A 25,473-nucleotide genomic window follows, 5' to 3' on the forward strand; every position below is an offset into this window, starting at 1 on the left:
CTCAGTGTTCCAGAGAGTCGTGAGCCGTCGCGCCGGAGGCGCGGTACGGCAGGTAAAGGTCGATCAGGGTACCGGCGCCGTGCGCCGATTCAATGCGCAGGGTGCCACCCACGCTCTGCGCGCGCTCGCGCATCACGATCAGGCCGAGGCCGCGCGGGCCTTCCGGGTCGAAGCCTTCGCCGTCATCGCGGACCTGCAGGTGCAGGCCCTGGTCGTCGACGTCGCGCAGGTGCAGATTGACCTGGCTGGCGCGCGCATGGCGCAGCACGTTGGTGAGGCTTTCCTGCGCGATGCGGAAACAGGCCTGCTCGATATCGCCGGCCGGCCGGCGTGGCAGGGACTGGATATCCGGCAGCAGTTCGATCGCCGCCGAGCGGAACAGCACGCCGGCCTGCCAGCGCAGCGCCGCTTCCAGGCCCAGTGCATCGAGCTGCGGCGGGCGCAGCAGGGTGGAGATGTCGCGCAGCTTGCCCACGGTGGCGTCGGCCAGCTGGATGATCTGGGCCAGGTCCTCATCACGGCGCGCGGCATCCTGTTCGTCCTGCGCCGCGTAGGCGGACAGCTTCATCGCGGTGATGGCCTGGCCGATGTCGTCGTGCAGGTCGCGCGAGATCGCCCGGCGTTCGTCTTCCTGCAGCGAGAACAGGCGGCCGGCCATGGCCTGCAGTTCGCGGTTGCTGGTCTCCAGCGCTTCACGGATGCGCTCGGGCTCGCTGAGGTCACGCACGATCAGCAGCTTGCAGTTGCGACCGCCGTAGCGCACATCGCCCACCGCCAGGCCGGCCTGGAAGCGCTGGCCGTTGAGCCGGCGCATGCCGATCACCTCGCCCGCACCGACGCTCTGCTGGGGCACCTGTGCGAACAGCTGTGCGCGGACCCGCGGCATATCATCAGCAGCGACCAGTCCGGCCAGTGGTTCGCCGAGCAGCGTCTGCTGGCCGTACCCGAACTGCGCCGCTGCGCAGGCATTGGCGTACAGCACATGCTCTTCGGAAAGGATCACCACGCCATCGGGCAGCACCCGCACCAGCTCGCGGAACTGCTCCTCACGTTCGCGCAGCAGGCGCCGCGACTGCTCACGCTCGGTGACGTCCTGCAGGGTGCCAAGCACGCGCGGCCGGCCGGCATCGTCCTGCCCGCTCTCGGCGCGCAGGTGCACCATCAGTGACCGTCCGTCCATGGCCAGCAGCGGCAACAGCACGTCGATCTGCACCGGCTCACCGGAGCCCATGTCCTGCAGCAGCTGCTCGCTGAGCGCGGCGGTGGCCGGGTCGGCCGGCACCAGCAGCTCTTCGAAGCGATGCCAGCGGCGGGCTTCGGGCGGACGCCGGCCGAGCAGGCGATAGACCTGGTTGGCGTAGCGGCCCAGGCCCGTGGCCGGGTCGATCTCCCATGCACCGATGCGCGCCATCTCGTGCGCCTCCTCGACCCGCGCCAGCGCCTGGTCGCGGCGCAGCAGGGCCTGGTCTTCACGGGTGCGGTCGATCGCGATCAGAAGGCGTGCACGGCGGCCGCCATAACTGATCAGATTGCTGCGCATCTCCATGCGCCGGGCGCTGCCATCGCTCAGGCAAAGATCGGCGGTGATCACGCACAGCTGCTCGGGGTTGTCGCGGATCTGCGCCAGCTTGGCTTCCAGCGCCGGGACATCGCCGGGCGGCCACAGGGCATTGATCGACATCGCGGTGAAGACGTCACGGCTGTAGCCGAAGAAGCTGGCGGCGGCGGGATTGACGTCCAGGATCGCCAGCGAATCCAGGTCATAGACCAGGATCGGCCCGGGGTTGCCTTCGAACATCTGGCGGTGGCGGGTCTCCGAGGACTCCAGGCGGGCATGGGTGCTCAGGACGTGCTGGGCCAGCGGGCGCAGCAGCAGATAGATCAGGGCGGCACTGGCGAGTACGAAGAAGGTGCCCTTGATGGTCTGCCATTGGGCCGCGGTCTGCATATCGCCGGCCACCACCTTGACCGCCGCGTCGCTGCACAGGATCCACACCAGCGCCAGCACCAGGTAGGCCACTACCACGCGCCAACGGTCGCGGCGCAGGTCGCGGGCCAGCGAGGTCGCGGCGGCGGGGGCGGGGTGGCCTGGCAGGTCGGTGGGCATGGGGCAGGGCGGGCCGATCGGGAAAGGCGAGCGTCATCTTACCTGTCCGGGATGAGGATGCAGGTGGCCGGAGCGCTCAATAATCCGCAAAACCCGCCGCTAACGATTGCGTTCCCGGCTGTCGGGTGCGTTATCGGAGTTACAGGCGTGGACCAAGGGATTATCGCGAGTCTGCTGCAGCACCCGCTGGCTTCGGCGCTGGTCATCCTCGACCGTGCCGGTCGACCCCTCGCGGCCAACCCGGCCGCGCGTGAGCATGGGCTGCCGGCGACGATCGCTGCGTACGGTGAGATGCTGGAGGACCTGCGCCTGCTCGCCGCGGATGGCGGCCTGATTCCCTGCCAGCTGCCGGGCGGCCCGGCCGGTCGCTTCGATGGTTGGATGCGCGCCGTGCACGACCCCGACGGCCACCTGTTGGCCTTTACCGTGAGCGTGCCCGAGCCGGTCGCCAGCGTTGCCGGCAGCCGCTGGGAAGTAGCGCTGGATCACGCGGGCCACGGGCTGTGGGACTGGGATCTGCCCAGCGACAGCGTGCGCCGCTCGCGCCGCTGGGATGGCCAGCCGATCGAGGAGTCCGATGCCCATGCAGACGGCGTCAGCGCGCTGCTGGAGCATGTCCACCTCGACGATCAGCCGGCCGTACGCGCCGCACTGGATGCGCACCTGCGCGGGGACAACGCCGCCTACACTGCCCAGTTCCGCGCCCGCCACCCCGATGGCGAGTGGCGCTGGGTGCTGGACCGCGGCCGCGTGGTCACCCGGACCGCCGATGGCCAGCCGCTGCGCATGGTGGGTACCCATACGGACATCCAGGCCCAGAAGCAGATGGAAGCCCAGCTGCGCGAGCAGCAGGTGCACCTGCGCGAAGCCCAGCGCATCGCCAGCATGGGCAGCTGGTCGTGGGATCCGGAGGCGCGCCAGTTCTGGTGGTCGCCGGAGTTCCGGGCCCTGCTCCAGACCGGCGATGACCCCATGCACGGCCGGCGCCACTGGCTGCGTCAGCTGGAACCGCAATCCCGCGGCCGGCTGCGTCGCGCCTGGCGCCGGATGTGGCGCGATGGCGCAGCGGCCACGCTGGAGCTGGAACTGACCCGCAGCACCGGCAATGCGCTTTACCTGCGCGTGTGGATGCAGCCGCTGGTCGGCCCGGAAGGGCGTATCCAGCGCCTGCTCGGCCAGGTCCAGAACATCACCGAACAGCACCAGACCGACGCGCTGATCCGCTGGCGCACCGAACTGCTCAACCGCGTCTCGGCCCTGGGCCGCATCGGCGGCTGCGAGATAGAAGTGGCCACCCGCCACATGCAGTGGACCGAGGAGTGCTACCGCATCCATGGCCTGCGCAAGGAACCGATCACGCTGGACCAGGCCCTGAGCCTGTACACGCAGGACTCGCGCGACGCGTTCGAGGCGGCGTTGCTGCGTATCGCAGACGGTGGCCTCCCCGAGCAGCTGGACCTGTGCTTCTACCGCCAGTCCGGCCTGCGCATCTGGGTGCAGGTGCTGATCGAGCTGGACCACCGCGATGGCCTGCCGACACGGTTCGTGGTGCTGTTCCGTGACATCACCCGCGAGCGCGAAGCCAATGAGCGCATCGAGCTGCTGGCCCACTACGATCTGCTCACCGGCCTGCCCAACCGCATGCTGCTGCGCGAGCAGACCGCCGATGCGATCGAGGAAGCGCGCGATCGCGGCAGCCCGCTGGCGATGCTCTTCATCGATCTGGATGGCTTCAAGACCATCAACGACACCTTCGGCCACGCCACCGGCGATGCGCTGCTCAAGGCGGCCGCTTCGCGCCTGCACCAGAGCCTGCGCAACAACGATCTGTTCGGCCGTTTCAGTGGCGACGAATTCATCGTCGTGCTGCGCGACCTCGCCGCACCGGAAGACGCGGGCCACGTGGCACGCAAGCTGATCGCCTCGCTGGCCGAACCCCTTCACCGTGGCGAAAGCACGCTGAAAGTCGGCGCCAGCGTCGGCATCGCGATGCTGGACGACACCCGCCAGGATTTCGAAACCCTGCTGCGCGCCGCCGATGCGGCGATGTACGCCGCCAAGGAAGCCGGGCGCAACACCTATCAGTACTACAGCCAGGACGCACTGGCCAAGATCCAGCGCAAGCTGGAGATCGAGCACGCGCTGCTCGGTGCGATCGAGCGCGAAGAGTTCACCCTGGCCTACCAGCCGCTGCTGCACGCCGAGAACGATCAGCCGCCGGCCATCGAGGCGCTGCTTCGCTGGCATCGGCCCGGATTCGGCTACTGCAGCCCCGCTGAGTTCATCCCGATCGCCGAGAAGTGTGGAGAGATCGTGCGCATCGGCGATTGGGTGCTGGCCGAGGCGTGCCGACAAGCGGCGGCCTGGGATGCGGCCGGGCTGGAGTTCGACCGTGTGGCCGTGAACGTTTCGGCCGTGCAGCTGCGTGACCGCGGCTTTGCCGAGCGCGTAATCGATATCTGCCACGCGCACGGCTGGCCGCCGCAGCGGCTGGAGCTGGAACTGACCGAGTCCGCGCTGATCCGTGACACCGACGTGCTGCGCCACTGCTTCGATGTGCTGGAGCGTCACGGCGTGCCACTCGCGGTGGACGACTTCGGTACCGGCTTCTCGAACCTGCACTACCTCAACCGGTTCCCGGTCGGTCGCCTGAAGATCGACCGCAGTTTCGTCCAAGGGATGCTGCACGATGCCGGCACCGCCGAAGTCACCCAGGCGATCGTGCACCTCGGCCATGCCCTGGGCATGAAGGTCGTGGCGGAAGGCGTGGAGACCGCGCAGGAAGAAGCCATGCTGCGCCGCCAAGGCTGCGATGAGATACAGGGTTACCTGTACTCGCGCCCGTTGGCGCCCCGCGATCTGGCGAAGTGGTTGAAACTGGGCACCCAGACGCCGGCGCGTGAGAGTCTGGAAGTGGCGACGCACGCGGTGCAACTGCAAGACTGATCCCCAGGCGTCTGCGTTGGCGCAGACCGGAACATCTTCGCGCCGCATGCCTGCCGCGCGAAGGATGCCGGGTGGCAGCGGGTCTCTACCAATCTTCGCGGTGCGGCAGCAATGCCCATGCCTTCAGTGCGTCCTGTCTGAACAGGTGCAGCTCCCCGTCTTCCGCCAGGCCCTGCCAACCAACGGCAGCGTCTGAAGAACTCCGCTGACCGTGGCGGGCGTTTGCCTTCCTCGAACCCCCAGCCAGGGAGATACTCCCGTTGATGCCGGCGCAGTTGCAGGTGTGGCGGAATCAGGTCGCCTGCATCACGCTGCCCGCGCACGGGGAAGGCGATCATCCAGCCAGCGCGAAGGCGGGTCGTGCGTGGCGTAAGGGGGTGCCCGCACGGCTGTTCCATCAGAGACGTGAGTTGACGGACATGGCCGTCGTGTCCGGAGTAGATACCGGCGAAGCGTCAGTCCGGAAACCGGTGCTTTTGAGGGTGACGCGTCGCCACCCATGCACGCTCAGCGCGCAGCAGCACCCAGATCATCGCCGCTGAGGCCCAGGTCCCAGGCCAGGCCGGCGAGGGCAGGATCGATGGGCGCGGCAGCGGGATCGACGGGCTGTCTGGCCAGCATCGCCAGCTCCTGCTGTGCCAGCCGTTCCAACTGCGCGATCAGGGCGCGGCCCTGCAGCGGAGCGTGTTCTTTGATGGCTGCCCGGAGGGCGCCGTCGGTGGCCTGTACCACCGGCTCCGGGTCGGTGGGTGTCACGGATGCAACGGACAACAGGGACGCATTCAACATCGGTCGATCATCTGCAGCCAAGGCGGGTAGTACAAGCACAACGGCCCCGGGGTGAACCGGGGCCGCAGGGTGTGCCGGGATGGACACGGTAACGCTGGATCAGAACAGCTCGACCGCGCCGGCGGCCATGCTCTGCTGGGCGACCGCCTTGTGCGGCGGGCGCTCCCACTCGGTGCGCATTTCGCGCAGGCGGGTGCCGGTGCGCTGCAGGGCCGACACCACCTCTTCGTCGAACACGCCGCCATTACGGTGCAGCAGTTCCTGCAGGGCCACCGCTTCGCGGTTGATCGCGGTCAGGCGGTCCAGGTGGGTATGCACGCCGCCCAGTGCCTGGGTGGCGATGTCTTCGAACTGCAGGGCGCGGACCGCTTCGGCCACGCTGCTGTCGATGGCGCGACCGCACTCGGAGATCTCGCGCATGCCATCGCCCAGCGAGGCATTGATCTGGGCCACGTTGTCCAGCATCTGCGCCGCTTCATGGCGAGCTTCGCGGGAACGGTCCATATCGCGGGAGGCCATGTGCGAGACCGTCTCGCGCACCTTGGCGATGGCATCCTTGGAGCTGTGGGCCAGCTTGCGGATCTGCTCGTTGAAGGTGGTGGAGCGCTCGGACAGGTTGCGGACTTCGTCGGCGACCACTGCGAACCCGCGACCGGCTTCACCGGCACGCGCTGCTTCGATGGCGGCGTTCAAGGCCAGCAGGTTGGTCTGGTCGGCAATCGACTTGACGTCCTCCAGCAGCGCGAAGATCCCATCCAGGTGCTGCGCCATCTGATCGATGTGCTGCACGGTGTTGCTGCTCTGGCCGCTGACCTGTTCCAGCGCTTCGACCAGCTGTTCCATGCGGTGGCTGGCGTGCTGGGCAAACCGGGCCACGTCGACGCCGGCACCGCCATCTTCACCGGCGCGGTCGACGATGCGGGCCAGGGCCTGGCTTTGCTGGCGGGACTTGCGGTTCATGGCGTCGAAGCTGCCACCCAGGCCGCTGACCGCATGGCGGATCAGGTCACGGGCGCGTTCGACTTCGCCGCGGGAGCCTTCGATTTCGTTGCCGACGAACGAGCGCAGCTCGCTCAGCAACTGGTCCTGCTCACGCAGGATGCGGGCCTGCTCGGGCGACCGCTGGGTCTGGGCGCGAGCCGACCACCAGGCGAAGCCCAGCCAGCTGAGCGTCATCGTGGTCAGGATCGCCCAGCGAAGGGCGGCTGGCCACTCGAAGCCGATGGCAACGGGAAGCAGAAGAGTGAGGACCAGGGGGGCGGCCAAGCGGATGAAGAGGCGTGAGTACATGGACGTTCTCGGGGAGGTGCACGGATGCTGTATCGGCCGTACCCCCGTTTGCTTTAGCCATCCGCGTAATTTTCATGCATCACCGCGGCGGGCTCGCGACCCTGCACACGCCCCGGTGCCGGCCCCCGCAAGGGCCCGGCGACCGGGTTTTCCGTGGTTCAGCTCAGCGCAGCTGACGGGCAACCGCTTCCAGCATCGCCTTGCGCGAGAACAGGAAGTCCCAGTACTGCCCGCCGGTCTGGCGCCACAGCACGGCCGAGCGGACCGCGGCCAGGAGCAGGGCGCGGATCTCGGCGACCACGCCGGCCTGGCCGAGGTAGTGCGGGTTGCCCTGGACCATCACGCGTGGCTTGAGATTGCTGATCGTGTCGGCGTACAGGCCACCCAGGGCGGCAAGCACGTCCGGGTGGGCGCTGTCACCCAGCTCGGTGGCCTGGGACTGGGCACGCTCGATACCGGTACTGACCGTGGCCACGATCCCGTGCTCGCGCACGAACCGGCGTTCGAGCTGCAGCACCGACAGCGCAAGGCGGGGCAGATGCTCGTCCTGTCCCTGGCTGCTCAGGTAGTTGTGCAGCAGGCGCAACCCGGGCGCGACATTGCTGGCGCTGCCGTAGATTTCCTGGGGGGTGGCGGCGTCAATGCGGAACACGCTGTCCACCGCAGTGCGGACCACGGCAGCTTCGGAGTGGCCGGTTTCGGCGATGCGGCGCACCTGCTGCAGGGCCTGGGCGATGCCGGCCAGAGCAAGAACGCGGTCGTCGACGGAAAAACTCATGCAGCAGATACCTCGAAAGGAGAAGGGGTGGCGCGCAGGCGCTGTTCCAGGGGGGCGTCGGTGGCCGCAATGACGGCGCCACCAAGGCAGACCTCATCGTCATACAACACCAACGATTGACCGGGGGTGACGGCGCGCTGCGGTCGGGCGAAGCGCACCGCCAGGGTGCCATCGTCGCGCACGGTGACCGTGCATGGTTCATCGGGCTGGCGATAGCGGGTCTGTGCAGTGCAATCGAACTGGCGCGCGGGCGGAGCGCCGGCGATCCAGTGGGCGGTCTCGGAATGCAGCCGGGTCGACTGCAGCCACGGACTCTCGCGGTCCTGGTCGACATACAGCACGTTGCTGGCAACATCCTTGCCGACCACGTACCACGGCGCGGCCGGCCGGCCGCGCACGCCGCCGATGTTCAGGCCCTCGCGCTGACCCAGTGTGAAATAGAACACGCCGGGATGTTCGGCGATCAGGGCGCCATCCGGATCGCGGATGTCGCCGCTTTTCGCTGGCAGGTAACGGCCGAGGAACTCGCGGAAGTCGCGTTCACCAATGAAGCAGATGCCGGTGGAATCCTTCTTGGCATGGGTCGGCAGGCGCGCGTCCCGGGCGATCCGGCGCAGATCGTTCTTCTGCAGGTCGCCGATCGGGAACAGGGTCGCCGCCAGCTGTTGCTGGCCCAGCTGGTGCAGGAAGTAGCTCTGGTCCTTGCTGCGGTCGGCGCCGCGCAGCAGCGCCCAGCGCGCGCCGACCTGGGCGATGCGGGCGTAGTGCCCGGTCGCGATGCGCTCGGCGCCGAGCTCGCGCGCGGCGTCGAGGAAATGTTTGAACTTCACTTCGCGGTTGCACAGCACGTCCGGATTGGGGGTGCGCCCGGCGGCGTACTCGGCCAGGAAGTGTTCGAACACGCCCTGCCAGTACTCGCCGGAGAAATCGCGGAAGTGGAACGGGATGCCGAGCAGGCCGCAGACCGCCACGGCGTCGCGGCGGTCATCCTCCGCGCGGCAGTCGCCGCTGCCGTCATCGGCCCAGTTCTGCATGAACAGGCCGGCGACCGGCTCGCCCTGCTGCACCAGCCGCCAGGCGGCCACCGAGGAATCCACGCCCCCGGAGACGCCCACCATTACGCGCGGCGTGCTCATCGGGCCTCCCGCACGATCGACAGCGGGTGGCGCTGGCCGGCCAGATAGTCGGCCACCACCTCCCACACCAGCGGGCTGCGCAGGCGGGTGGGGTCGGCCTTGAGCTCGGCGGGCGTCAGCCACAGGGCACGCAGGATCCCGTCGTCCAGTGGACGATCGGGATCGTGCGACAGCGGCTCGGCCGCATAGGCAAAGCGCAGGAACGGCGTGCCATCCGGGGCGGTCCACTGGTAGGTGCCGATGAAGGCGCTCAGGCGCACCGTCCAGCCGGTTTCTTCCAGGGTTTCACGGCGGGCGGCCTCGGCCAGGGTTTCGTCCGGCTCCAGGTGCCCAGCCGGCTGGTTCAGCACCTGCCGGCCGTCGATGGCTTCCTCGACCAGCAGCAGACGCCCGTCGCGGACCACAACCGTGGCCACGGTGACATGGGGCGCCCAGCGCGGTTCCTGCACGTCATTCACCTCAGTACTCGTCCTGCTCGGTCAGCTCCAGCTCCATCGCATCGGCGGTGCGGACCGCCGCATCGATGGCGTCGCTGAGTGCCTCGGGGGTGGCATTGGCGTCAACCTTGACCACGAACATCGCCAGCTGATCCTGCTTCACCCACGCGCCCATCTTGGCATCCTGGGAGTCTTCGAGCAGGCGGTTGGCCACGGCGGCCGGGAACTGCTTGCCTGGCGAGTTGTAGGCCGGCGACCAGATCTCCCGGATCTTGTGCTTGCCGAATTCCTCGACGGTGGAGCGCACGAAAGCCAGCTGGCTGCGGCCATCATCCATGTCGAAGACCATCTTGTAGTCGCCGTCTTCGTCCACCTCGTAGGTGTACTTCAGCGTGTCCAGAGCACGCCCGACAGCCTTGTCCGCTTCGGCCGCATGGGCGCTGGTGGCAGTGATGGCCAGCAGCAGTGCGGCAGCAATCCTTTTCATGAAATCCCTGTGAAAGTCTGGTTGGAGAGTGCAGATTGTGAAGGGCGGCGGGGGGCAACGTCCAATCCGGCGGGGCAGGGCCCTATAATGTGGGGATGCCCCGCGAGACTTCCCACGAAACTCATCACGACCATGGCGTGCTGCTTGAGCCTGCACGCCCCGAGGTCGCGCCTCCGCCGATGTACCAGGTGATGCTGTTGAACGACGACTACACCCCGATGGATTTCGTGGTGACGGTTCTGCAGCACTTCTTCTCGATGGATCTGGACAAGGCCACCCAGGTGATGCTCCACGTGCATACCCGCGGCCGCGGCGTGTGCGGGGTGTTCACCCGTGAAGTCGCCGAATCCAAGGTCGCCCAGGTCAATGAATTCTCGCGCATGAACCAGCACCCGCTGCTGTGCACGATGGAAAAGACCAGCGGCTGACCGTTGGCGCGGGCCAGCACTGCGAGCGCCCGCGATCCGCACTGTTCCATCCACACTGACATCCGGCCCTCAGCGGCCGGCGTGTCCCTGCGCTGTATCTGCTGCGAAGCCCGTGCTGGCGGTCCGGCCATGGTAGCCGCGCCACGCCCTTCTCCGCGCCAGCGCCCGTCCGCCGCCACCTCCTCGGCTGATCGTGACAGTGCCATCACGGCCAAGCTGCCATTTCGTGGCCGGAAGATCGTGCATGATGGAGGCTCGTCGAATGGACGGAGCGATCAGGCAAGTGCTAACGCCGTCTGAACGCACTGATCCGCTAGGGTGATGGAAATCGTGAAGGTTGGCCGCATATTGTTCCTAACTGCCGCCGGAGTTAATCATGTTCAGTAAAGACCTCGAACACACCATCGGACAGTGCTACAAGCGCGCCCGTGAGGCCCGGCATGAATTCATGACGGTGGAACACCTGCTGCTGGCACTGCTCGACAATCCGTCCGCCCAAGCCGTCCTCAAGGCCTGCGGCGCGGATGCCGACCGCCTGCGCCAGGAACTGGAACAGGCCATCGAGGCCTCGGTCTCGCGCCTGGCCGAAGATGATGGGCGCGATACCCAGCCGACGCTCGGCTTCCAGCGCGTCCTGCAGCGCGCGGTGTACCACGTGCAGTCCTCGGGCAAGAAGGAGGTCACCGGCGCCAACGTACTGGTGGCGATCTTCGGCGAGAAGGACTCGCACGCCGTGTACTACCTCAACCAGCAGGACGTCACCCGGCTGGACATCGTCAATTACCTCTCCCATGGCATCGCCAAGCTGGGTGAGGAGGGCGAGGTGCCGCCTGCTGCTGATGGTGAAGGGCGTACCGAAGGGGCGGAAGGCGAAGGCAAGGGCGATGCCCTGGCCGAGTTCGCCAGCAACCTCAACGAGCAGGCCCGCAACGGCAAGATCGACCCGCTGGTCGGCCGTGCCGATGAAATCGAGCGCACCATCCAGGTCCTGTGCCGCCGCCGCAAGAACAACCCGCTGTACGTGGGCGAGGCTGGCGTGGGCAAGACGGCGATCGCCGAAGGCCTGGCCAAGCGCATCGTGGAAGGCTCGGTGCCGGATGTGCTCGCCGATGCAGTGATCTACTCGCTGGACCTGGGCGCCCTGGTGGCCGGGACCAAGTACCGCGGCGATTTCGAGAAGCGCCTGAAGGGCGTGCTGACCGCGATGAAGAAGCTGCCCAACGCAGTGCTGTTCATCGATGAGATCCACACCATCATCGGTGCCGGCTCCGCGTCGGGCGGCACCATGGATGCCTCCAACCTGATCAAGCCGGCCCTGGCCTCGGGCGAGCTGCGCTGCATCGGCTCGACCACCTTCCAGGAATACCGCGGCATCTTCGAGAAGGACCGGGCGCTGGCCCGCCGCTTCCAGAAGATCGACATCGTCGAGCCGACCGTGGGCGAAACCTACGAGATCCTGCAGGGCCTGAAGCCCAAATACGAAGCCCACCACGGCGTGACCTACGCCGATGACGCGCTGCAGGCCGCGGTGGATCTGTCGGTCAAGCACATCAACGACCGCCTGCTGCCGGACAAGGCGATCGATGTGATCGACGAGGCCGGTGCCCGCCAGCGCCTGCTGCCGGACGGTGAGCGCAAGGAACTGATCGACATCGAGGAGATCGAGACCATCGTCGCCAAGATGGCCCGCATCCCGGCCAAGCAGGTCAGCGCGACCGACAAGGACGTGCTCCAGCACCTGGAGCGCAACCTGAAGATGGTGATCTTCGGCCAGGACCCGGCCATCGAGACGCTGTCCTCGGCGATCAAGCTGGCCCGCTCGGGCCTGGCCAATCCGGAAAAGCCGATCGGCAACTTCCTGTTCTCCGGCCCGACCGGCGTGGGCAAGACCGAGGTGACCAAGCAGCTCGCGCTGCAGCTGGGCATCGAGCTGGTCCGCTTCGACATGAGCGAGTACATGGAGTCGCATTCGATCAGCCGCCTGATCGGTGCCCCTCCGGGCTATGTCGGGTTCGACCAGGGTGGTCTGCTGACCGAGAAGATCGTCAAGACCCCGCATTGTGTGTTGCTGCTGGACGAGGTGGAAAAAGCCCACCCGGACATCTTCAACATCCTGCTGCAGGTCATGGACCGTGGTGTGCTGACCGACACCAACGGCCGTGAGGCGAACTTCAAGAACGTGGTGCTGGTGATGACCACCAATGCCGGCGCGGCCCAGGCCTCGCGGCGTTCGATCGGCTTCACCCGCCAGGACCATGCCACCGACGCGATGGAAGTCATCCGCAAGAGCTTCACGCCGGAGTTCCGCAACCGTCTGGATGCGATCGTGCAGTTCCAGGCGCTGGGCTTCGAGCACATCCTGCGCGTGGTGGACAAGTTCCTGATCGAGCTGGAAATGCTGCTGCAGGAAAAGCATGTCAGCCTGTCGGCCACCCCGACCGCGCGCGACTGGCTGGCCCACCATGGCTTCGACCCGCTGATGGGTGCGCGCCCGATGGCCCGGGTCATCCAGGACAAGATCAAGCGTCCGCTGGCCGACGAGCTGCTGTTCGGCAAGCTGGTCAACGGTGGCAAGGTCAGCATCGACGTCCGCGACGACCAGTTGTTCGTGGAGACCGAGGCCGAGCCGGAGCGTCTGCTGCCAGCCACGGTGTAACGCCGGCCTCGACCGCGGCGATGAAATCGAAAAAGCCCCCGCAAGGGGGCTTTTTTGTGCGCGGACCCGCGGCTTGCTCAACGGCGCATGCGTGCCTTGCGGGCGAATTCTTCGGCGCTCAGGGGCTCCACCGCAGCCACGGCGCAGCTCTGTGAACTGGTCTGGAGCTTGGTCACCCCGGCGCCGCACAACTGGCCATCCTGGCCGGGGGTGGCGAACGTCAGTTTCGGGGACATCGCAGCGCTGGTGCACGAGCGTTCAAAGCGCACGAGGTAGTGCTGGTCGCCATTGCGCAGCAGCACATCGCGATCGGCGCGGTTGCGCACCACCTGCTGGTCGGAGGACAGGGTGATGCAGTCCGTGGGTGCGGCGGGCTCGGCGGCCTGGGCGGACGCAGTGGTGGCAACGCAGGAGGCGAGCAGGAGCAGGGAGAGCAGGCGCTTCATGGCGGGGGCCATCGGGCAGGATCCGGATTGGATCGAGAGACATCGTGGACCGTTGCGCGCAAGGGCGAATCTGCATCAAGGCATCCTGACCGACGTCAGGGTGCACTGGGTCAGGGTGTCGCTTGGCAGGGTAAGGACGCCGCCGGCTGAATGCCGCCCACGCGAAAAGGCCAGCACCTGGCTGGCCTTCTGGCGGGAACAACCCCCGGACCGCTTATTTCATGCGGTAGGTGATGCGACCCTTGGTCAGGTCGTACGGGGTCATTTCGACCTTGACGCGGTCGCCCGTCAGGATGCGGATGTAGTTCTTGCGCATGCGGCCGGAGATGTGGGCGATGATTTCATGCCCATTTTCCAGTCGTACGCGGAAAGTGGTGTTCGGCAGCGTCTCGCTGACGGTGCCTTCGAACTCGATGGAGTCGTCTTTCGACATGTAGTCCTGTGCAGTTCTGTAACCGGCCGAGCTGGCCTGAAGAGCGGGCATTTTACGCGCGTCGGGCGTTTGATGCAAAGTTTTGGTTAAGACCGGTCCGGATCAGCGATTTCGGCGGCCGACAGCGTGCCGAACAAATCCACCCAATCGCCTGCGGCGACTGGCTGTTGGACCTGTTCACGGACCAGCGCGAGAAAGTGCTGCCGCGGCCAGTGCTCAGCGCCCATGCGCAGCAGATGGTCATTTTCGACCTGCGCATCGATCAGTGGCCACCCCCAGCTGGCCAGCCGATGGGCCAGCCCGGCCAGGGCGACCTTGGAGCCGCCCGATGCCGCACTGAACATGCTCTCCCCAAAGAACATCCGTCCGATCGCCACCCCGTAGATGCCACCGACCAAGGCATCGCCATCGAATACCTCCACCGAGTGCGCGAAGCCGAGCCGGTGCAGGTCGACATACGCATCGCGCATGTCACGCGTGATCCAGGTGCCGTCCTGGCCGGGGCGTGGGCTGGCCGCGCAGGCATCGATCACCTGCTCGAAACAGGTGTCTGCCCTCAGCGTCCAGGTGCTCTGCCGGAGCGAGCGGCGAATGCGGCTGGACAGGTGCACGCCATCGGTGCGGAACACCATGCGCGGGTCCGGCGACCACCACAGCAGCGGCTGGCCCTCGGAGAACCACGGAAAGATGCCGCCGGCATAGGCGTTGAGCAGCCGCACCGGCGAGAGGTCGCCGCCGAGCGCCAGCAGGCCGTCGGGATCGCGCAACGCGGCCTCGGCGGGCGGGAACGGCGCGTCGGGTGCCTCGTCCAGACGCCAGGGCAGGTGGCGGGTCACGCCGGGTCGACCTTGTCGGCCTTGAACGGGCTGTGCGCCGCCAGCACCCGCGCATAGTGGGCGACCTCGGCGCGTTCCTGCGCGCACCACGCCACCAAGGCTTCGGCAAAGGCCGGTTCTGCGATCCAGTGGCGGCTGCGCACCGGGTGCGGCAGGAAGCCGCGGGCCAACTTGTGCTCACCCTGGGCGCCGGGCTCGAAGCGGGCCAGTCCCTCGCGCAGGCAGTACGCGATGCCCTGGTAATAGCAGGTCTCGAAGTGCAGGCCGGGCAGGGTGGCGCCGCCCCAGTAGCGCCCGAAGAGCGTGTCCGTGCCACGCAGGCACAGCGCACCGGCGACCGGCTCGCCGTCGAGCACGGCCAGGAAGATCACCAGCGCGCGCGGCATCGTGCGGGCGAGATGCTGCAGGAACGGGAGCGTGAGCGCGGGCGAGTTGCCGTATTCGGCGAAGGTCTGCAGGTAGAAGCCATGCATGGCGCGCAGGTCGGCCTCGGTCGCCTCATCGCCATGCACGATGCGATACGTGACACCACTGCGCGCGAGCTTGGCGCGTTCCTGGCGGATGTTCTTGCGGTGCTTGTGGTCCATCGCGCCGAGGAAGTCGTCGAAGGTCTGCCAGCCACCGGGGTTGTGCCACTGGAACTGGATGTCCTCGCGCAGCAGCCAGTCCGGGCTGAAGGCGGGGTCTTCATCGGCGGGATGGAAGTTGATGTGGGCCGAGGACCAGCCCATGCGTGCCACTTCGGCCGCCAGCGATGCCAGCAGTGCGCCACGATCTTGCGTGGTGCCGGCGAGCAAGCGCGGGCCGGTTACCGGCGAATACGGCACCGCGCCCAGCCACTTGGGGAAGTAGTCCAGCCCGTGCTGGGCGTAGGCATGCGCCCACGCATGGTCGAACACGAACTCGCCGTGCGAGTTGTCCTTGAGATAACCCGGGATCGCCGCGACCAACGTGTCCCCGTCCCACAGGGTGAAGTGGCGCGGGCGCCAGCCCCACTCCGGGCGCAGGCAGCCGTGTTCTTCCAGGCCGGCCAGGAAGGCATGCGACAGAAAGGGGTTGCGGCCGTCGTGCAGGGCGTCCCAGGCAGCGGCGGGGACATCGGAAAGACGATGCAGAAAGCGTGGATCGGGCATGGGCAGAGGATAGAGCAGGTGGGACGGGTGCAGGGCGCGCGGAACGTACCGGCCAGTAAAAAGGCCGGTGAATGATTCACCGGCCTTTGTGTGCTACGCGGAACGGGCGGCAGATCAGCTCGCCTGACCCTTCGCATCCAGATAGCGCTCGGCATCCAGCGCGGCCATGCAGCCGAAGCCGGCCGAGGTGATCGCCTGGCGATAGTGCTGGTCGGCCACGTCGCCGGCGGCGAACACGCCTTCCACCGAGGTCTGGGTGGCGTTGCCGCCCAGGCCCGAACGGATGTCCAGGTACCCGTTGTTCATGGTCAGCTGGCCATCGAACAGGCTGGTGTTGGGGTGGTGGCCGATCGCCACGAAGAAGCCATGGGCCTCGATATCACGAGTGCTGCCGTCCAGCGTGGACTTCACGCGCACGCCGGTCACGCCGGCCTCGTTGCCCAGCACTTCGTCCACCTGGTGGTGCCACACGGTCTCGATCTTGCCGGCTTCGACCTTGGCGAACAGCTTGTCCTGCATGATCTTTTCCGCCTTGAGGGTGTCGCGGCGGTGGACCAGGTAGACCTTGCGGGCGATGTTGGACAGGTAGAGGGCCTCTTCCACGGCGGTATTGCCGCCGCCGACCACGACCACGTCCTGGTCACGGTAGAAGAAGCCATCGCAGGTGGCGCAGGCAGACACGCCGCGGCCCTTGAACGCCTCTTCGCTGGGAATGCCCAGGTACTTTGCGGTGGCGCCGGTGGCGATGATCAGGGCGTCGCAGGTGTACTCGGCGCTGTCACCGATCAGCTTGAACGGGCGCTGGGAGACATCGGCGGTGTGGATGTGATCGAAGATGACCTCGGTCTCGAAGCGCTCGGCGTGCGCCTGCATACGGGTCATCAGGTCCGGGCCCATCAAGCCGTGTGCATCTCCAGGCCAGTTGTCCACCTCGGTGGTGGTCATCAGCTGGCCGCCCTGCTGCAGGCCGGTGATCACGACGGGCTTGAGGTTGGCGCGCGCGGCGTAGACGGCGGCGGTCCAGCCGGCCGGGCCGGAACCAAGGATCAACAGGCGGGAGTGCTTGGAGTTGCTCATGTAAGCTCGCAATAGAAGGTAGGGCGGGACGCTGGCAGGGTGATTGCGCGGCGTCCGAGCGAAGTCATAGAGTGGCGGCAGGGGCGGGGCGATTCAAGGCGCGCAGTGGAACGCGGCGACCCGCGAAGCACGACGCCCATTCCGGTGCCGGAGTTTTGACGCTGACCATGCCGGCCAGCGGCCGGCACCTACCGGGGTGGGGTCCAGTCGTTTATTATCAAGCACTAACAGTGCATTCCCAAGGTGTGGTCTAAGGTGGCGAAACAGGTCCCGGAACGAGCCAAGGCGTCCGACAGCAAGGCAGCGCCGCGCAAACCGGCTGGCGAGGACAATCCGCGCCGGCAGCGCCTGTGGCGCGATCTGGGGTTGATCGCGGTCGCCCCGGCATTGCTGTATCTGGTCGCCAGTCTGTTCACCTACTCGGCCACCGACCCCGGCTGGTCGCATACCGGCAGCGTGGTCGCGCCGGTGCACAACATGGGCGGTCGCGCCGGTGCCTGGATCGCCGACGTCCTGCTGCAGCTGTTCGGCTACATGGCCTTCGTGCTGCCGATCGTGCTGGGCGCACTGGCCTGGATCGCGATGTTCGGGCTCAAGCGCGAGGCCAAGGGTGAGCATGACCTGGATCCGGCACTGCGCCTGGTCGGCCTGGTCGGCTTCCTGATCGCCGGCACCGGCTTCCTGCATCTGCGCCTGTTCGTGGCCGATGTGGCCCATGCCGGCGGCATCCTCGGCAAGCTGGTGGGCAGCTCGCTCAGCGTCGGTTTCGGCGCATTGGGCGCCAACCTCTTCGTGCTGGTCCTGCTGCTGGCCTCGATCACCCTGGCCACGGGCATCTCCTGGTTCGTGGTGATGGAGAAGATTGGTAACTGGGTGCTGGCACTGCCGCCGCTGTTCAACAAGAAGAAAGAGCAGGCCACCGAGTGGCAGCAGACCCGCGCGATGCGCGAGGAGCGCCAGGAAGTGCGCAAGGTCGACGCCGAAGTCCGCGCCAAGCGCGAGCCGGTCAAGATCGAGCCGCGGCCGGAGCCGGTGCTGGAGAAGAGTGATCGCGCCAAGCGCGAGACCCAGATTCCGATGTTCCGTGGGGTCAACGGCGATGGCTCGGACGTGCCGCCACTGGCACTGCTGGACGATCCCAAGCCGCAGCCCAAGGGTTACGACGAGGGCACGCTGGAGACGCTCTCGCGCCAGATCGAGTTCAAGCTCAAGGATTTCCGCATCGATGCGCAGGTGGTCGGTGCCTATCCCGGCCCGGTGATCACCCGTTTCGAGATCGAGCCGGCCCCAGGCATCAAGGTCAGCCAGATCAGCTCGCTGGACAAGGACATCGCACGCGGTCTGTCGGTGAAATCGGTGCGCGTGGTCGATGTGATCCCGGGCAAGTCGGTGGTGGGTCTGGAGATCCCCAACGTCACCCGCGAGATGATCTATCTCTCCGAGCTGCTGCGCTCCAAGGAATATGACAAGTCCGCCAGCGTGCTGACCCTGGCGCTGGGCAAGGACATCGCCGGCCGCCCGACCGTGGCCGACCTGGCGCGCATGCCGCATCTACTGGTGGCCGGCACCACCGGCTCGGGCAAGTCCGTGGCGGTCAACGCGATGGTGCTGAGCCTGCTGTACAAGGCCTCGCCGAAAGACCTGCGCATGCTGATGATCGACCCGAAGATGCTCGAGCTGAGCGTCTACCAGGGCATCCCGCATCTGCTGGCGCCGGTGGTCACCGACATGAAGGAGGCCGCCAACGGCCTGCGCTGGTGCGTGGCCGAAATGGAGCGGCGCTACAAGCTGATGAGCGCGGTGGGCGTGCGCAACCTGGCCGGCTTCAACAAGAAGGTCAAGGATGCCCAGGACGCCGGGCAGCCGATGATGGACCCGCTGTTCAAGCCCAACCCGGAACTCGGCGAGGCCCCGCGTCCGCTGGAGACGCTGCCCTTCATCGTCATCTTCATCGACGAATTTGCCGACATGATGATGATCGTCGGCAAGAAGGTGGAAGAGCTGATCGCGCGCCTGGCGCAGAAGGCGCGTGCGGCCGGCATCCATCTGATCCTGGCCACCCAGCGCCCCTCGGTGGACGTGATCACCGGCTTGATCAAGGCCAACATCCCGACCCGTATCGGCTTCCAGGTCAGCTCGAAGATCGATTCGCGCACCATCCTCGATCAGTCCGGCGCGGAAACGCTGCTGGGCCACGGCGACATGCTGTATCTGCCGCCGGGCACTGCGTTGCCGGACCGTGTGCATGGCGCCTTCGTCTCCGATGAAGAAGTTCACCGCGTGGTCGAGCACCTCAAGGCCAGCGGCCCGACCGATTACATCACCGGCGTGCTGGACGAAGTGCAGATGATGGGCGATGGCGTCGTGGTCGGCCCCGGTGGCCTGCCCGAGGCGGGCGGCGGTGGCGGCGATGAGTCCGATCCGCTGTACGACGAGGCCCTGCGCATCGTCACCGAAACCCGTCGTGCCTCCATCTCCGGCGTGCAGCGTCGCCTGAAGATCGGCTACAACCGTGCCGCGCGCCTGATCGAAGCGATGGAGGCGGCTGGCGTGGTCAGCCCGCCCGAGCACAACGGCGACCGCAGCGTGCTGGCGCCGCCCCCGCCCAAGTAACGCCGGGCCCGGCCTGGCTGCGTAGAACCCGGGCGCGGCCCGGGTGTTGCCGAGCACAAGGAACCTGCAATGAAGCCGATGATCTGGACGATGCTGGGCGCCATGACGCTCGCGCCGGTAGTGGCGTGGGCCGATGCCCAGCCCGTGCCGGCACCCGTGACACCCGCGGCACCGACCAGCCCGGGCCGGCAGGTCGGCCCGGCCGCGGGCGCCGAAGCGCAGGCCAACAACAACTTCAGCTTCGTGCGCTATCGCGCCGACTACGTGGTGCGCCCGGATGCGGGCAATACGCAGACCGAAGAGTACGAGATCCTGCTCAAGACCAAATCGGCGGTCGAGCAGTTCAGCCAGGTGCGGCTGAGCTACAGCGAAAAGATGGAAACGCTGGAGGTGCTGCAGGCCTACACGTTGACGGCGGACGGCCAGCGTCGGGACGTGCCGGCCGACCGCATCTACACGCAGGAAAGCTATTCCAGCGCGGCAGCGGCGATGTACGCCGACCGCAAGGTGCGCGTGGTGGTCTTCCCGAATCTGGCGCCCGGCACGCGCGTGGTTTACCAGACCCGCCGCACCCAGAACACGCCGTACTTCCCGGGCTACTTCGGCCTATGGGAAACCTTCAGCGTGTTCACCCAGTACGACGACGCCCGCGTGACCCTGAGCGCGCCTGCCGATCTGCCCATGCAGGTGGAACAGCGGGGCGTGCAGGGCAGCCAGACGCCGCGTGTGCGCAATGGCATGGCGCGCTGGGAGTGGACGTACCGGCGCACGGATCCGCTGAAGGCGCAGAACTGGTCCGCCGCCGCGTGGGAGTACAGCCCCACCATCATGGCCAGTACGTACCGTGACTGGTCGCAGGTGGCGCAGGCCTACCAGCTCAAGGGCGGCGAGGCCGCCGCTGTCACGCCGCAGATCCAGGCGCTGGCCGACGAGCTCACCCGGGGCATTACCGACCGTCGCGAGCAGGCTGCCGTGCTGTATCGCTGGGTGGCGCAGAACATCCGCTACGTGGCGGTTTACCTGGGCAATGGCGGGCTGGAACCCAACCCGGCGCAGAGCATCCTCGACAACCATTACGGCGACTGCAAAGACCATGTCGTGATCCTGGAGGCGTTGTTGGCTGCGCGTGGCATCCAGAGCACGCCGGTGCTGATCGGTGCCGGCGGTGGGCCGACGCTGCCGGCGATTCCGTTGCTGGGCCGTTTCGACCACGCCATCACCTACATCCCCGAGTTCGACCTGTACCTGGACTCGACCGCGCCCTATGCGCGTGTTGGCCAGTTGCCCGAGGGGGATCTTGGCGCGCCGGTGCTGCATACCCGCCAGGCCGTCGTGGCGCGCACCCCGGCCAACGATGCCTCGCGCAACGGCACCGGGATCGAGGCAACGTTCCGGTTCGATGCGGCGGGCAATCTGTCTGGCCGGACCGTGCTCCAACCGAGCGGCGTGACCGAAATTGGCATGCGCGGCGCCTTCGCACGGCTCAACGCGCAGAACCGGGCGCGTGCCGAAGAGTCGATGATGGCCGCGTCCGGCTTCGACGGCAGTGGCGCACTGACGCTGCTGGGTGACCCGCAGGATCTGACCCGGCCGTTCAACTTCCGCTATGACTTCCTGGCCAGCGACTACGTCGATTTTGGCGTGGTCGGCGGGATGGTGCTGCCTGACGCACCGGGCAGCCAATCGTTCCGTGACCTGTATGCCAGCACGTCGGCGCCGGAAAACGCCACGCCGTTCTACTGCAACGACAGTCTGCGCGATGAGCGCTACCAGCTGACCTTCCCGGCGAACGTGCCGATCGTAGCGATCCCGCGCAGCCAGCACTTCGCCAATGCGGCGGGTGAGTATCAGGTGGACTGGACGCGCGAGGGGCAGCTGATCACCGCGCACCATCGGCTGCACCAGCGGGCCGTACGCGGGGCGGATGCACTGTGCCAGCCGCAGGATTACGCCGCCTTCCGCGAGCTGTACCAGCAGGTCCGTCGCGGCTTCCGCGGGCAGGTGGTGTATGGGGACCTCAAGACGGTGCAGGCCGGGCGGTAAACCGCGTTCGGGCAAGCGGGTTCCAGCGCATAATGTGGCCCTGATCGCCCATTCAGGATTGAATGGGCACACTGCCTCCCATCCTTCCCATTCGCCTGGATACCTCGCATGCACACCACCTTCCGCCGCTCCCTGCTTGCCGCCACCCTGGTCGTGGCCAGTGTCGGCTCGGCTTCGGCCTGGGCAGGCGCCCGTGATGAACTCAACCGCTTCACCCAGGGCCTGAAAGGCCTGGACGGACAGTTCAGCCAGCAGGTGTTCGACAGCAAGGGCAAGGTCAAGGAAAACACCAGCGGCCGCGTTGCGTTGTCCGCGCCGCGCCTGTTCCGTTGGGAGTACATCAAGCCGCACGAACAGCTGATCGTGGCCGATGGCAAGAAGGTCTGGGTGTATGAGCCGGACCTGGAGCAGGCCAGCGTGCGCCCGCAGGGCCAGGAAGAGCAGAACAGCCCGCTGACCGCATTGATCAATCCGGCGCTCCTAGACAAACAGTACGACGTCAGCGAAGAGGCCGCCGTGCGCGATGGCCTGCAGTGGCTGTCGCTGAGCCCGAAGCGTGAGACCGACACCGCCTTCCAGTACGCCGCGTTGGGCTTCAACGGCCAGGGTCTGGCCCGCATGGAAGTGGTGGACGCGGTGGGTCAGCGCACGGTGATCAACTTCACCGGGTGGAAGCGCAACCCGAGCTTTGCTGCCGGCACCTTCAGCTTCACCCCGGCCAAGGGTGTGGACGTCATCGGCGAGTAACGGCCGCGGGCGTTCGGCCGCGATAGAATAGCGACGTGGCCAGAAACCGAACGACATTCAATGGGCCCGATCTGCTGACCGTGGATCGCGACAACATGCGTCCGCTCGCCGAGCGGATGCGCCCGCAGACGCTGGATGAAATGGTGGGCCAGAAGCGCCTGCTCGCGCCGGGCAGCGCGCTGCGCCGGGCCGTCGAGTCCGGCCATGTGCACTCGATGATCCTGTGGGGCCCGCCAGGCTGCGGCAAGACGACACTGTCGCTGCTGCTTGCGCATTACGCCGATGCCGAGTTCCGTGCGATCTCGGCCGTGCTGTCCGGTCTGCCCGAGGTGCGCCAGGTGCTGGCCGAAGCCGCGCAGCGCTTCGCCGAAGGGCGTCGCACGGTGCTGTTCGTGGACGAAGTGCACCGTTTCAACAAAGCCCAGCAGGATGCGTTCCTGCCGCATATCGAACGCGGCACCATCGTGTTCGTGGGTGCCACCACCGAAAACCCTTCGTTCGAACTGAACTCGGCGCTGCTGTCGCGGTGCCGCGTGCACGTGCTGGAGTCGGTGTCTCCGGCGGACATCGTGGAGGCGCTGGAGCGTGCGCTGCAGGACACCGAGCGTGGCCTGGGCGCGGAGCAGCTGCAGGTGGCGCCGGAGGCGTTGCTGGAGATCGCCACCGCCGCCGATGGCGATGTGCGACGCGGCCTGACCCTGCTGGAGATCGCGGCCGAGCTGGCCAGTGGCGACGGCGGGCGGATCAGTCCGGAGATGCTGGTGCAGGTGCTGGCAGACCGCACGCGTCGCTTCGACAAGGGCGGCGAGCAGTTCTACGACCAGATCTCGGCGCTGCACAAATCCGTGCGCAGCTCCAACCCGGATGCCGCGCTGTACTGGCTGACGCGCATGCTCGATGGTGGCTGTGATCCGTCGTATCTGGCACGTCGCCTGACCCGGATGGCGATCGAGGATATCGGGTTGGCCGATCCGCGCGCGCAGTCGATGGCGCTGGAAGCCTGGGACATCTACGAGCGGCTGGGCAGCCCGGAAGGCGAGCTCGCGTTCGCGCAGCTGGTGCTGTATCTGGCCAGTACCGCCAAGTCGAACGCCGGCTATGCCGCCTTCAACAAGGCCAAGCAGGAAGTGCGCGAGACCGGTACCCAGGAGGTGCCGCTGCACCTGCGCAACGCGCCGACCAAGCTGATGAAGGAGCTGGGCTACGGCAAGACCTATCAGTACGATCACGATGCCGACGGCGGCATCGCGCTGGACCAGACCGGTTTCCCCGATGCAATGGGCGAGCGGGTGTATTACGAGCCGGTGCCGCGCGGGCTTGAGATCAAGCTGAAAGAGAAACTGGACCGCCTGCGTGCCGCCCGGGAACAGGCGCGTGCGGAGAAGGGCGCGGACTGATGGACGGCATTGGCCTGTGGTGGCAGCAGCTCGGGCTGGTGATGGCCGGCGGCGCACTGGGCGCGGCGCTGCGTTTCGTGATCGGCGATGCGATGCTGCGCCAGTTCGGTACTTGCTTCCCGTGGGGCACGCTGACGGTGAACCTGGTCGGCGCGTTCGTGGCGGGTTACGTGATGATCTGGCTGCAGAGTCGTGGCACGGCCGCGGTGTACTGGCGCGCCTTTCTGATCGTGGGAATCGTGGGCGGGTTGACCACGTTTTCGTCGATGATGCTCGAGTCGCTGGTGTTTACCCGCGCGGATCGAAGCCTGATGGTGCCGCTGTATCTGGGCATCAGTCTGCTCGGTGGCATGCTGCTGGTGTGGGCTGGCGCGCGTGTGGCCGAGGCGTGGCGCTGAGGTTCACACGCTGCCATCGCAGAAATCCACGCAAAACGCTGGATTAAAGTGATGTCTCACGATATCGTGCGCGCCCCCGTTTGCATCCTCGTCCGTCATGCGCGATGAACAAGACCCCGGAACACTGGAACTGACGCTGCCGCGCAAGCGCGGCCGTCCGCCCACGTTCGGCTACGCGATGACCGATGCACAGCGTGCGGCCCGTTACCGTGCGCGCCGCGCCGGGCAGGCCGGGCATGCCGATGTGCGCAACTGCAGCGACATGGTGCTGCTGGACAAGATCCGCGCCTCGATCACCAGCAAGGACCCGGAACTGACCGGCTTCCTGGTACACGTGCTCTGGCAGCGCTACCCGCTGCAGCTCAAGTAAGCGCGCCCGCCCGTTCCTGATCGAGCAGGCCCGTCAGGCGCACGGCCAGGGCTTTGACCAGCGGGTCGGCTGTGGTGCGGTGAAGCAGCGCGATCTCGAACGTGTCGATGGGCGGCAACCCTTGTTCCGGACCCAGCACGGTGTGCTCGCGACTCAGGGCGCGCGCCGGCAGCAGGCTGATGCCCATGCCATCGGCGACGGCGCCCTGGATGCCGCTCAGGCTGGAACTGGTGAAGCTGATCCGCCAGCGCCGGCCGAGTGCTTCGATGGCATCGATGATGTCGTCGCGATACAGCCCGCGCGGAGGGAAGGTGACCAATGGCACCGGATCCAGGCCGATGCAGCCATTGCGGGCACTGTCGATCCAGACCATCGTCTCCGGCCAGCAGGCCACGGCGGCGCGGCTGTTGCGGCGCTGCTTGACCAGGATCAGATCGAGTTCGCCGTGATCGTAGCCATTGGCCAGGTCGCGGCTGAGGCCGCTGGTGACTTCCAGCTTGACCTGGGGGTGCTCGCGGTTGAAGGCGCCGAGCAGCTGGGTGGTCGCGGCGCTGACGAAGTCTTCCGGAACCCCCAGCCGGACGGTGACGGCCACCGTGGTGCCGGCAAGCGCTTCGAGCAGTTGGTCATTGAGCGCCAGCAGTTGGCGGGCATGGCCAAGCACGAGCTGCCCGGCATCGGTGGGATGCACGTCGCGGTTGCCGCGCACCAGCAATGGATGGCCCGCCATCTCCTCCAGCCGACGGATCTTCTGGCTGATGGTGGATTGGGTGGAGTGCAGACGCGCCGCCGCCGTGGTGAAGCTTGCGCAGTCGGCCACCATCACCATGGCGCGCAGCAGGTCCAGGTCGAACAGGGTGCGATTCGGTTTTTCACTTGCGGTCATGCCGTCATTCTGAGTTGCAATGGCTGTCGGCGCCAATGTC

The 25,473-nt window shown here is 66.9% G+C and carries 22 protein-coding genes; 9 read left to right on the forward strand and 13 right to left on the reverse strand.

All coding sequences use genetic code 11. From position 1 onward, the window contains the following. Position 1 precedes the first annotated feature (1 nt). Positions 2-2,107, reverse strand: a complete 2,106-nt coding sequence (locus EDF74_RS06110) for a PAS domain S-box protein (protein ID WP_123729229.1) — start codon at positions 2,105-2,107, stop codon at positions 2-4. A gap of 147 nt (positions 2,108-2,254) precedes the next feature. Between EDF74_RS06110 and EDF74_RS06115 the strand changes: the two genes are divergently transcribed. Beyond that, a complete protein-coding gene (locus EDF74_RS06115; protein WP_123729230.1) occupies positions 2,255-5,053 on the forward strand; it encodes a bifunctional diguanylate cyclase/phosphodiesterase in 2,799 nt (932 codons plus the stop codon). 507 nt (positions 5,054-5,560) lie between these two features. Here the strand turns inward: EDF74_RS06115 and EDF74_RS06120 are convergent. The 6 genes from EDF74_RS06120 to EDF74_RS06145 all read right to left on the reverse strand — a co-directional run bounded on the left by EDF74_RS06120 (position 5,561) and on the right by EDF74_RS06145 (position 9,970). Further along, on the reverse strand, positions 5,561-5,842 hold the full coding sequence (locus EDF74_RS06120; protein WP_123729231.1) for a hypothetical protein: 282 nt from the start codon (positions 5,840-5,842) through the stop codon (positions 5,561-5,563). 99 nt (positions 5,843-5,941) lie between these two features. Continuing rightward, a complete protein-coding gene (locus tag EDF74_RS06125; protein ID WP_123729232.1) occupies positions 5,942-7,132 on the reverse strand; it encodes a methyl-accepting chemotaxis protein in 1,191 nt (396 codons plus the stop codon). Between the two features lie 163 nt (positions 7,133-7,295). Then, complete coding sequence (hflD, locus tag EDF74_RS06130; protein ID WP_123729233.1) at positions 7,296-7,910, reverse strand: high frequency lysogenization protein HflD; 615 nt, start codon at positions 7,908-7,910, stop codon at positions 7,296-7,298. Continuing rightward, entirely contained in the window at positions 7,907-9,046 is a 1,140-nt protein-coding gene (mnmA, locus tag EDF74_RS06135) for a tRNA 2-thiouridine(34) synthase MnmA (protein WP_123729234.1), read from the reverse strand. The genes hflD and mnmA overlap by 4 nt, the downstream gene beginning before the upstream one ends. Further along, positions 9,043-9,504 carry an NUDIX hydrolase gene (locus EDF74_RS06140; RefSeq protein ID WP_123729235.1) on the reverse strand — a complete coding sequence of 154 codons (462 nt, stop codon included), beginning with the start codon at positions 9,502-9,504 and terminating at the stop codon, positions 9,043-9,045. Before EDF74_RS06140 ends, mnmA begins: the two co-directional genes overlap by 4 nt. 1 nt (position 9,505) lies before the next feature. Next, positions 9,506-9,970 (reverse strand): hypothetical protein, encoded by a 465-nt coding sequence (locus EDF74_RS06145; protein ID WP_123729236.1) that lies wholly within the window; start codon positions 9,968-9,970, stop codon positions 9,506-9,508. Positions 9,971-10,065: 95 nt separating this feature from the next. Between EDF74_RS06145 and clpS the strand changes: the two genes are divergently transcribed. Together clpS and clpA are read left to right on the forward strand one after the other, a co-directional pair. Beyond that, positions 10,066-10,398, forward strand: coding sequence for an ATP-dependent Clp protease adapter ClpS (gene clpS / locus EDF74_RS06150; RefSeq protein WP_123729237.1), 333 nt, complete (start codon positions 10,066-10,068; stop codon positions 10,396-10,398). Positions 10,399-10,774: 376 nt separating this feature from the next. Further along, positions 10,775-13,054 (forward strand): ATP-dependent Clp protease ATP-binding subunit ClpA, encoded by a 2,280-nt coding sequence (clpA, locus tag EDF74_RS06155; protein ID WP_123729238.1) that lies wholly within the window; start codon positions 10,775-10,777, stop codon positions 13,052-13,054. A 77-nt stretch (positions 13,055-13,131) separates the two neighbouring features. Here clpA and EDF74_RS06160 read toward each other — a convergent pair whose 3' ends face one another. The 5 genes from EDF74_RS06160 to trxB all read right to left on the reverse strand — a co-directional run bounded on the left by EDF74_RS06160 (position 13,132) and on the right by trxB (position 16,979). Further along, positions 13,132-13,512 (reverse strand): hypothetical protein, encoded by a 381-nt coding sequence (locus tag EDF74_RS06160; protein WP_123729239.1) that lies wholly within the window; start codon positions 13,510-13,512, stop codon positions 13,132-13,134. 202 nt (positions 13,513-13,714) lie between these two features. Then, positions 13,715-13,933, reverse strand: a complete 219-nt coding sequence (infA, locus tag EDF74_RS06165; protein WP_005409596.1) for a translation initiation factor IF-1 — start codon at positions 13,931-13,933, stop codon at positions 13,715-13,717. A gap of 86 nt (positions 13,934-14,019) precedes the next feature. Then, entirely contained in the window at positions 14,020-14,769 is a 750-nt protein-coding gene (aat, locus tag EDF74_RS06170; RefSeq protein WP_123729240.1) for a leucyl/phenylalanyl-tRNA--protein transferase, read from the reverse strand. Continuing rightward, positions 14,766-15,902 carry a GNAT family N-acetyltransferase gene (locus EDF74_RS06175; RefSeq protein WP_123729241.1) on the reverse strand — a complete coding sequence of 379 codons (1,137 nt, stop codon included), beginning with the start codon at positions 15,900-15,902 and terminating at the stop codon, positions 14,766-14,768. Before EDF74_RS06175 ends, aat begins: the two co-directional genes overlap by 4 nt. A gap of 114 nt (positions 15,903-16,016) precedes the next feature. Further along, the gene (gene trxB, locus EDF74_RS06180) at positions 16,017-16,979 is read right to left on the reverse strand and encodes a thioredoxin-disulfide reductase (protein WP_123729242.1); all 963 of its coding nucleotides are present in this window, start codon (positions 16,977-16,979) and stop codon (positions 16,017-16,019) included. Between the two features lie 255 nt (positions 16,980-17,234). Here trxB and EDF74_RS06185 point away from each other — a divergent pair, with 255 nt between their 5' ends. From EDF74_RS06185 to EDF74_RS06210, 6 genes are all read left to right on the forward strand, one after another. Next, on the forward strand, positions 17,235-19,592 hold the full coding sequence (locus EDF74_RS06185; protein WP_121036781.1) for a DNA translocase FtsK: 2,358 nt from the start codon (positions 17,235-17,237) through the stop codon (positions 19,590-19,592). A 78-nt stretch (positions 19,593-19,670) separates the two neighbouring features. Beyond that, on the forward strand, positions 19,671-21,635 hold the full coding sequence (locus EDF74_RS06190; RefSeq protein WP_184997160.1) for a DUF3857 domain-containing transglutaminase family protein: 1,965 nt from the start codon (positions 19,671-19,673) through the stop codon (positions 21,633-21,635). Positions 21,636-21,743: 108 nt separating this feature from the next. After that, on the forward strand, positions 21,744-22,382 hold the full coding sequence (gene lolA, locus EDF74_RS06195; RefSeq protein ID WP_123729244.1) for an outer membrane lipoprotein chaperone LolA: 639 nt from the start codon (positions 21,744-21,746) through the stop codon (positions 22,380-22,382). A gap of 95 nt (positions 22,383-22,477) precedes the next feature. Beyond that, positions 22,478-23,779 (forward strand): replication-associated recombination protein A, encoded by a 1,302-nt coding sequence (locus EDF74_RS06200; protein ID WP_260232189.1) that lies wholly within the window; start codon positions 22,478-22,480, stop codon positions 23,777-23,779. After that, complete coding sequence (gene crcB / locus EDF74_RS06205; protein WP_123729246.1) at positions 23,779-24,177, forward strand: fluoride efflux transporter CrcB; 399 nt, start codon at positions 23,779-23,781, stop codon at positions 24,175-24,177. The genes EDF74_RS06200 and crcB overlap by 1 nt, the downstream gene beginning before the upstream one ends. 97 nt (positions 24,178-24,274) lie before the next feature. After that, on the forward strand, positions 24,275-24,547 hold the full coding sequence (locus EDF74_RS06210) for a hypothetical protein (RefSeq protein WP_019184750.1): 273 nt from the start codon (positions 24,275-24,277) through the stop codon (positions 24,545-24,547). Here the strand turns inward: EDF74_RS06210 and EDF74_RS06215 are convergent. Continuing rightward, positions 24,540-25,433 carry a LysR substrate-binding domain-containing protein gene (locus tag EDF74_RS06215; RefSeq protein ID WP_123729247.1) on the reverse strand — a complete coding sequence of 298 codons (894 nt, stop codon included), beginning with the start codon at positions 25,431-25,433 and terminating at the stop codon, positions 24,540-24,542. The two genes, EDF74_RS06210 and EDF74_RS06215, sit on opposite strands and share 8 nt — an antisense overlap. Positions 25,434-25,473: the final 40 nt, after the last annotated feature.

Source organism: Stenotrophomonas rhizophila, assembly GCF_003751305.1.
Lineage (GTDB): Bacteria > Pseudomonadota > Gammaproteobacteria > Xanthomonadales > Xanthomonadaceae > Stenotrophomonas > Stenotrophomonas rhizophila_B.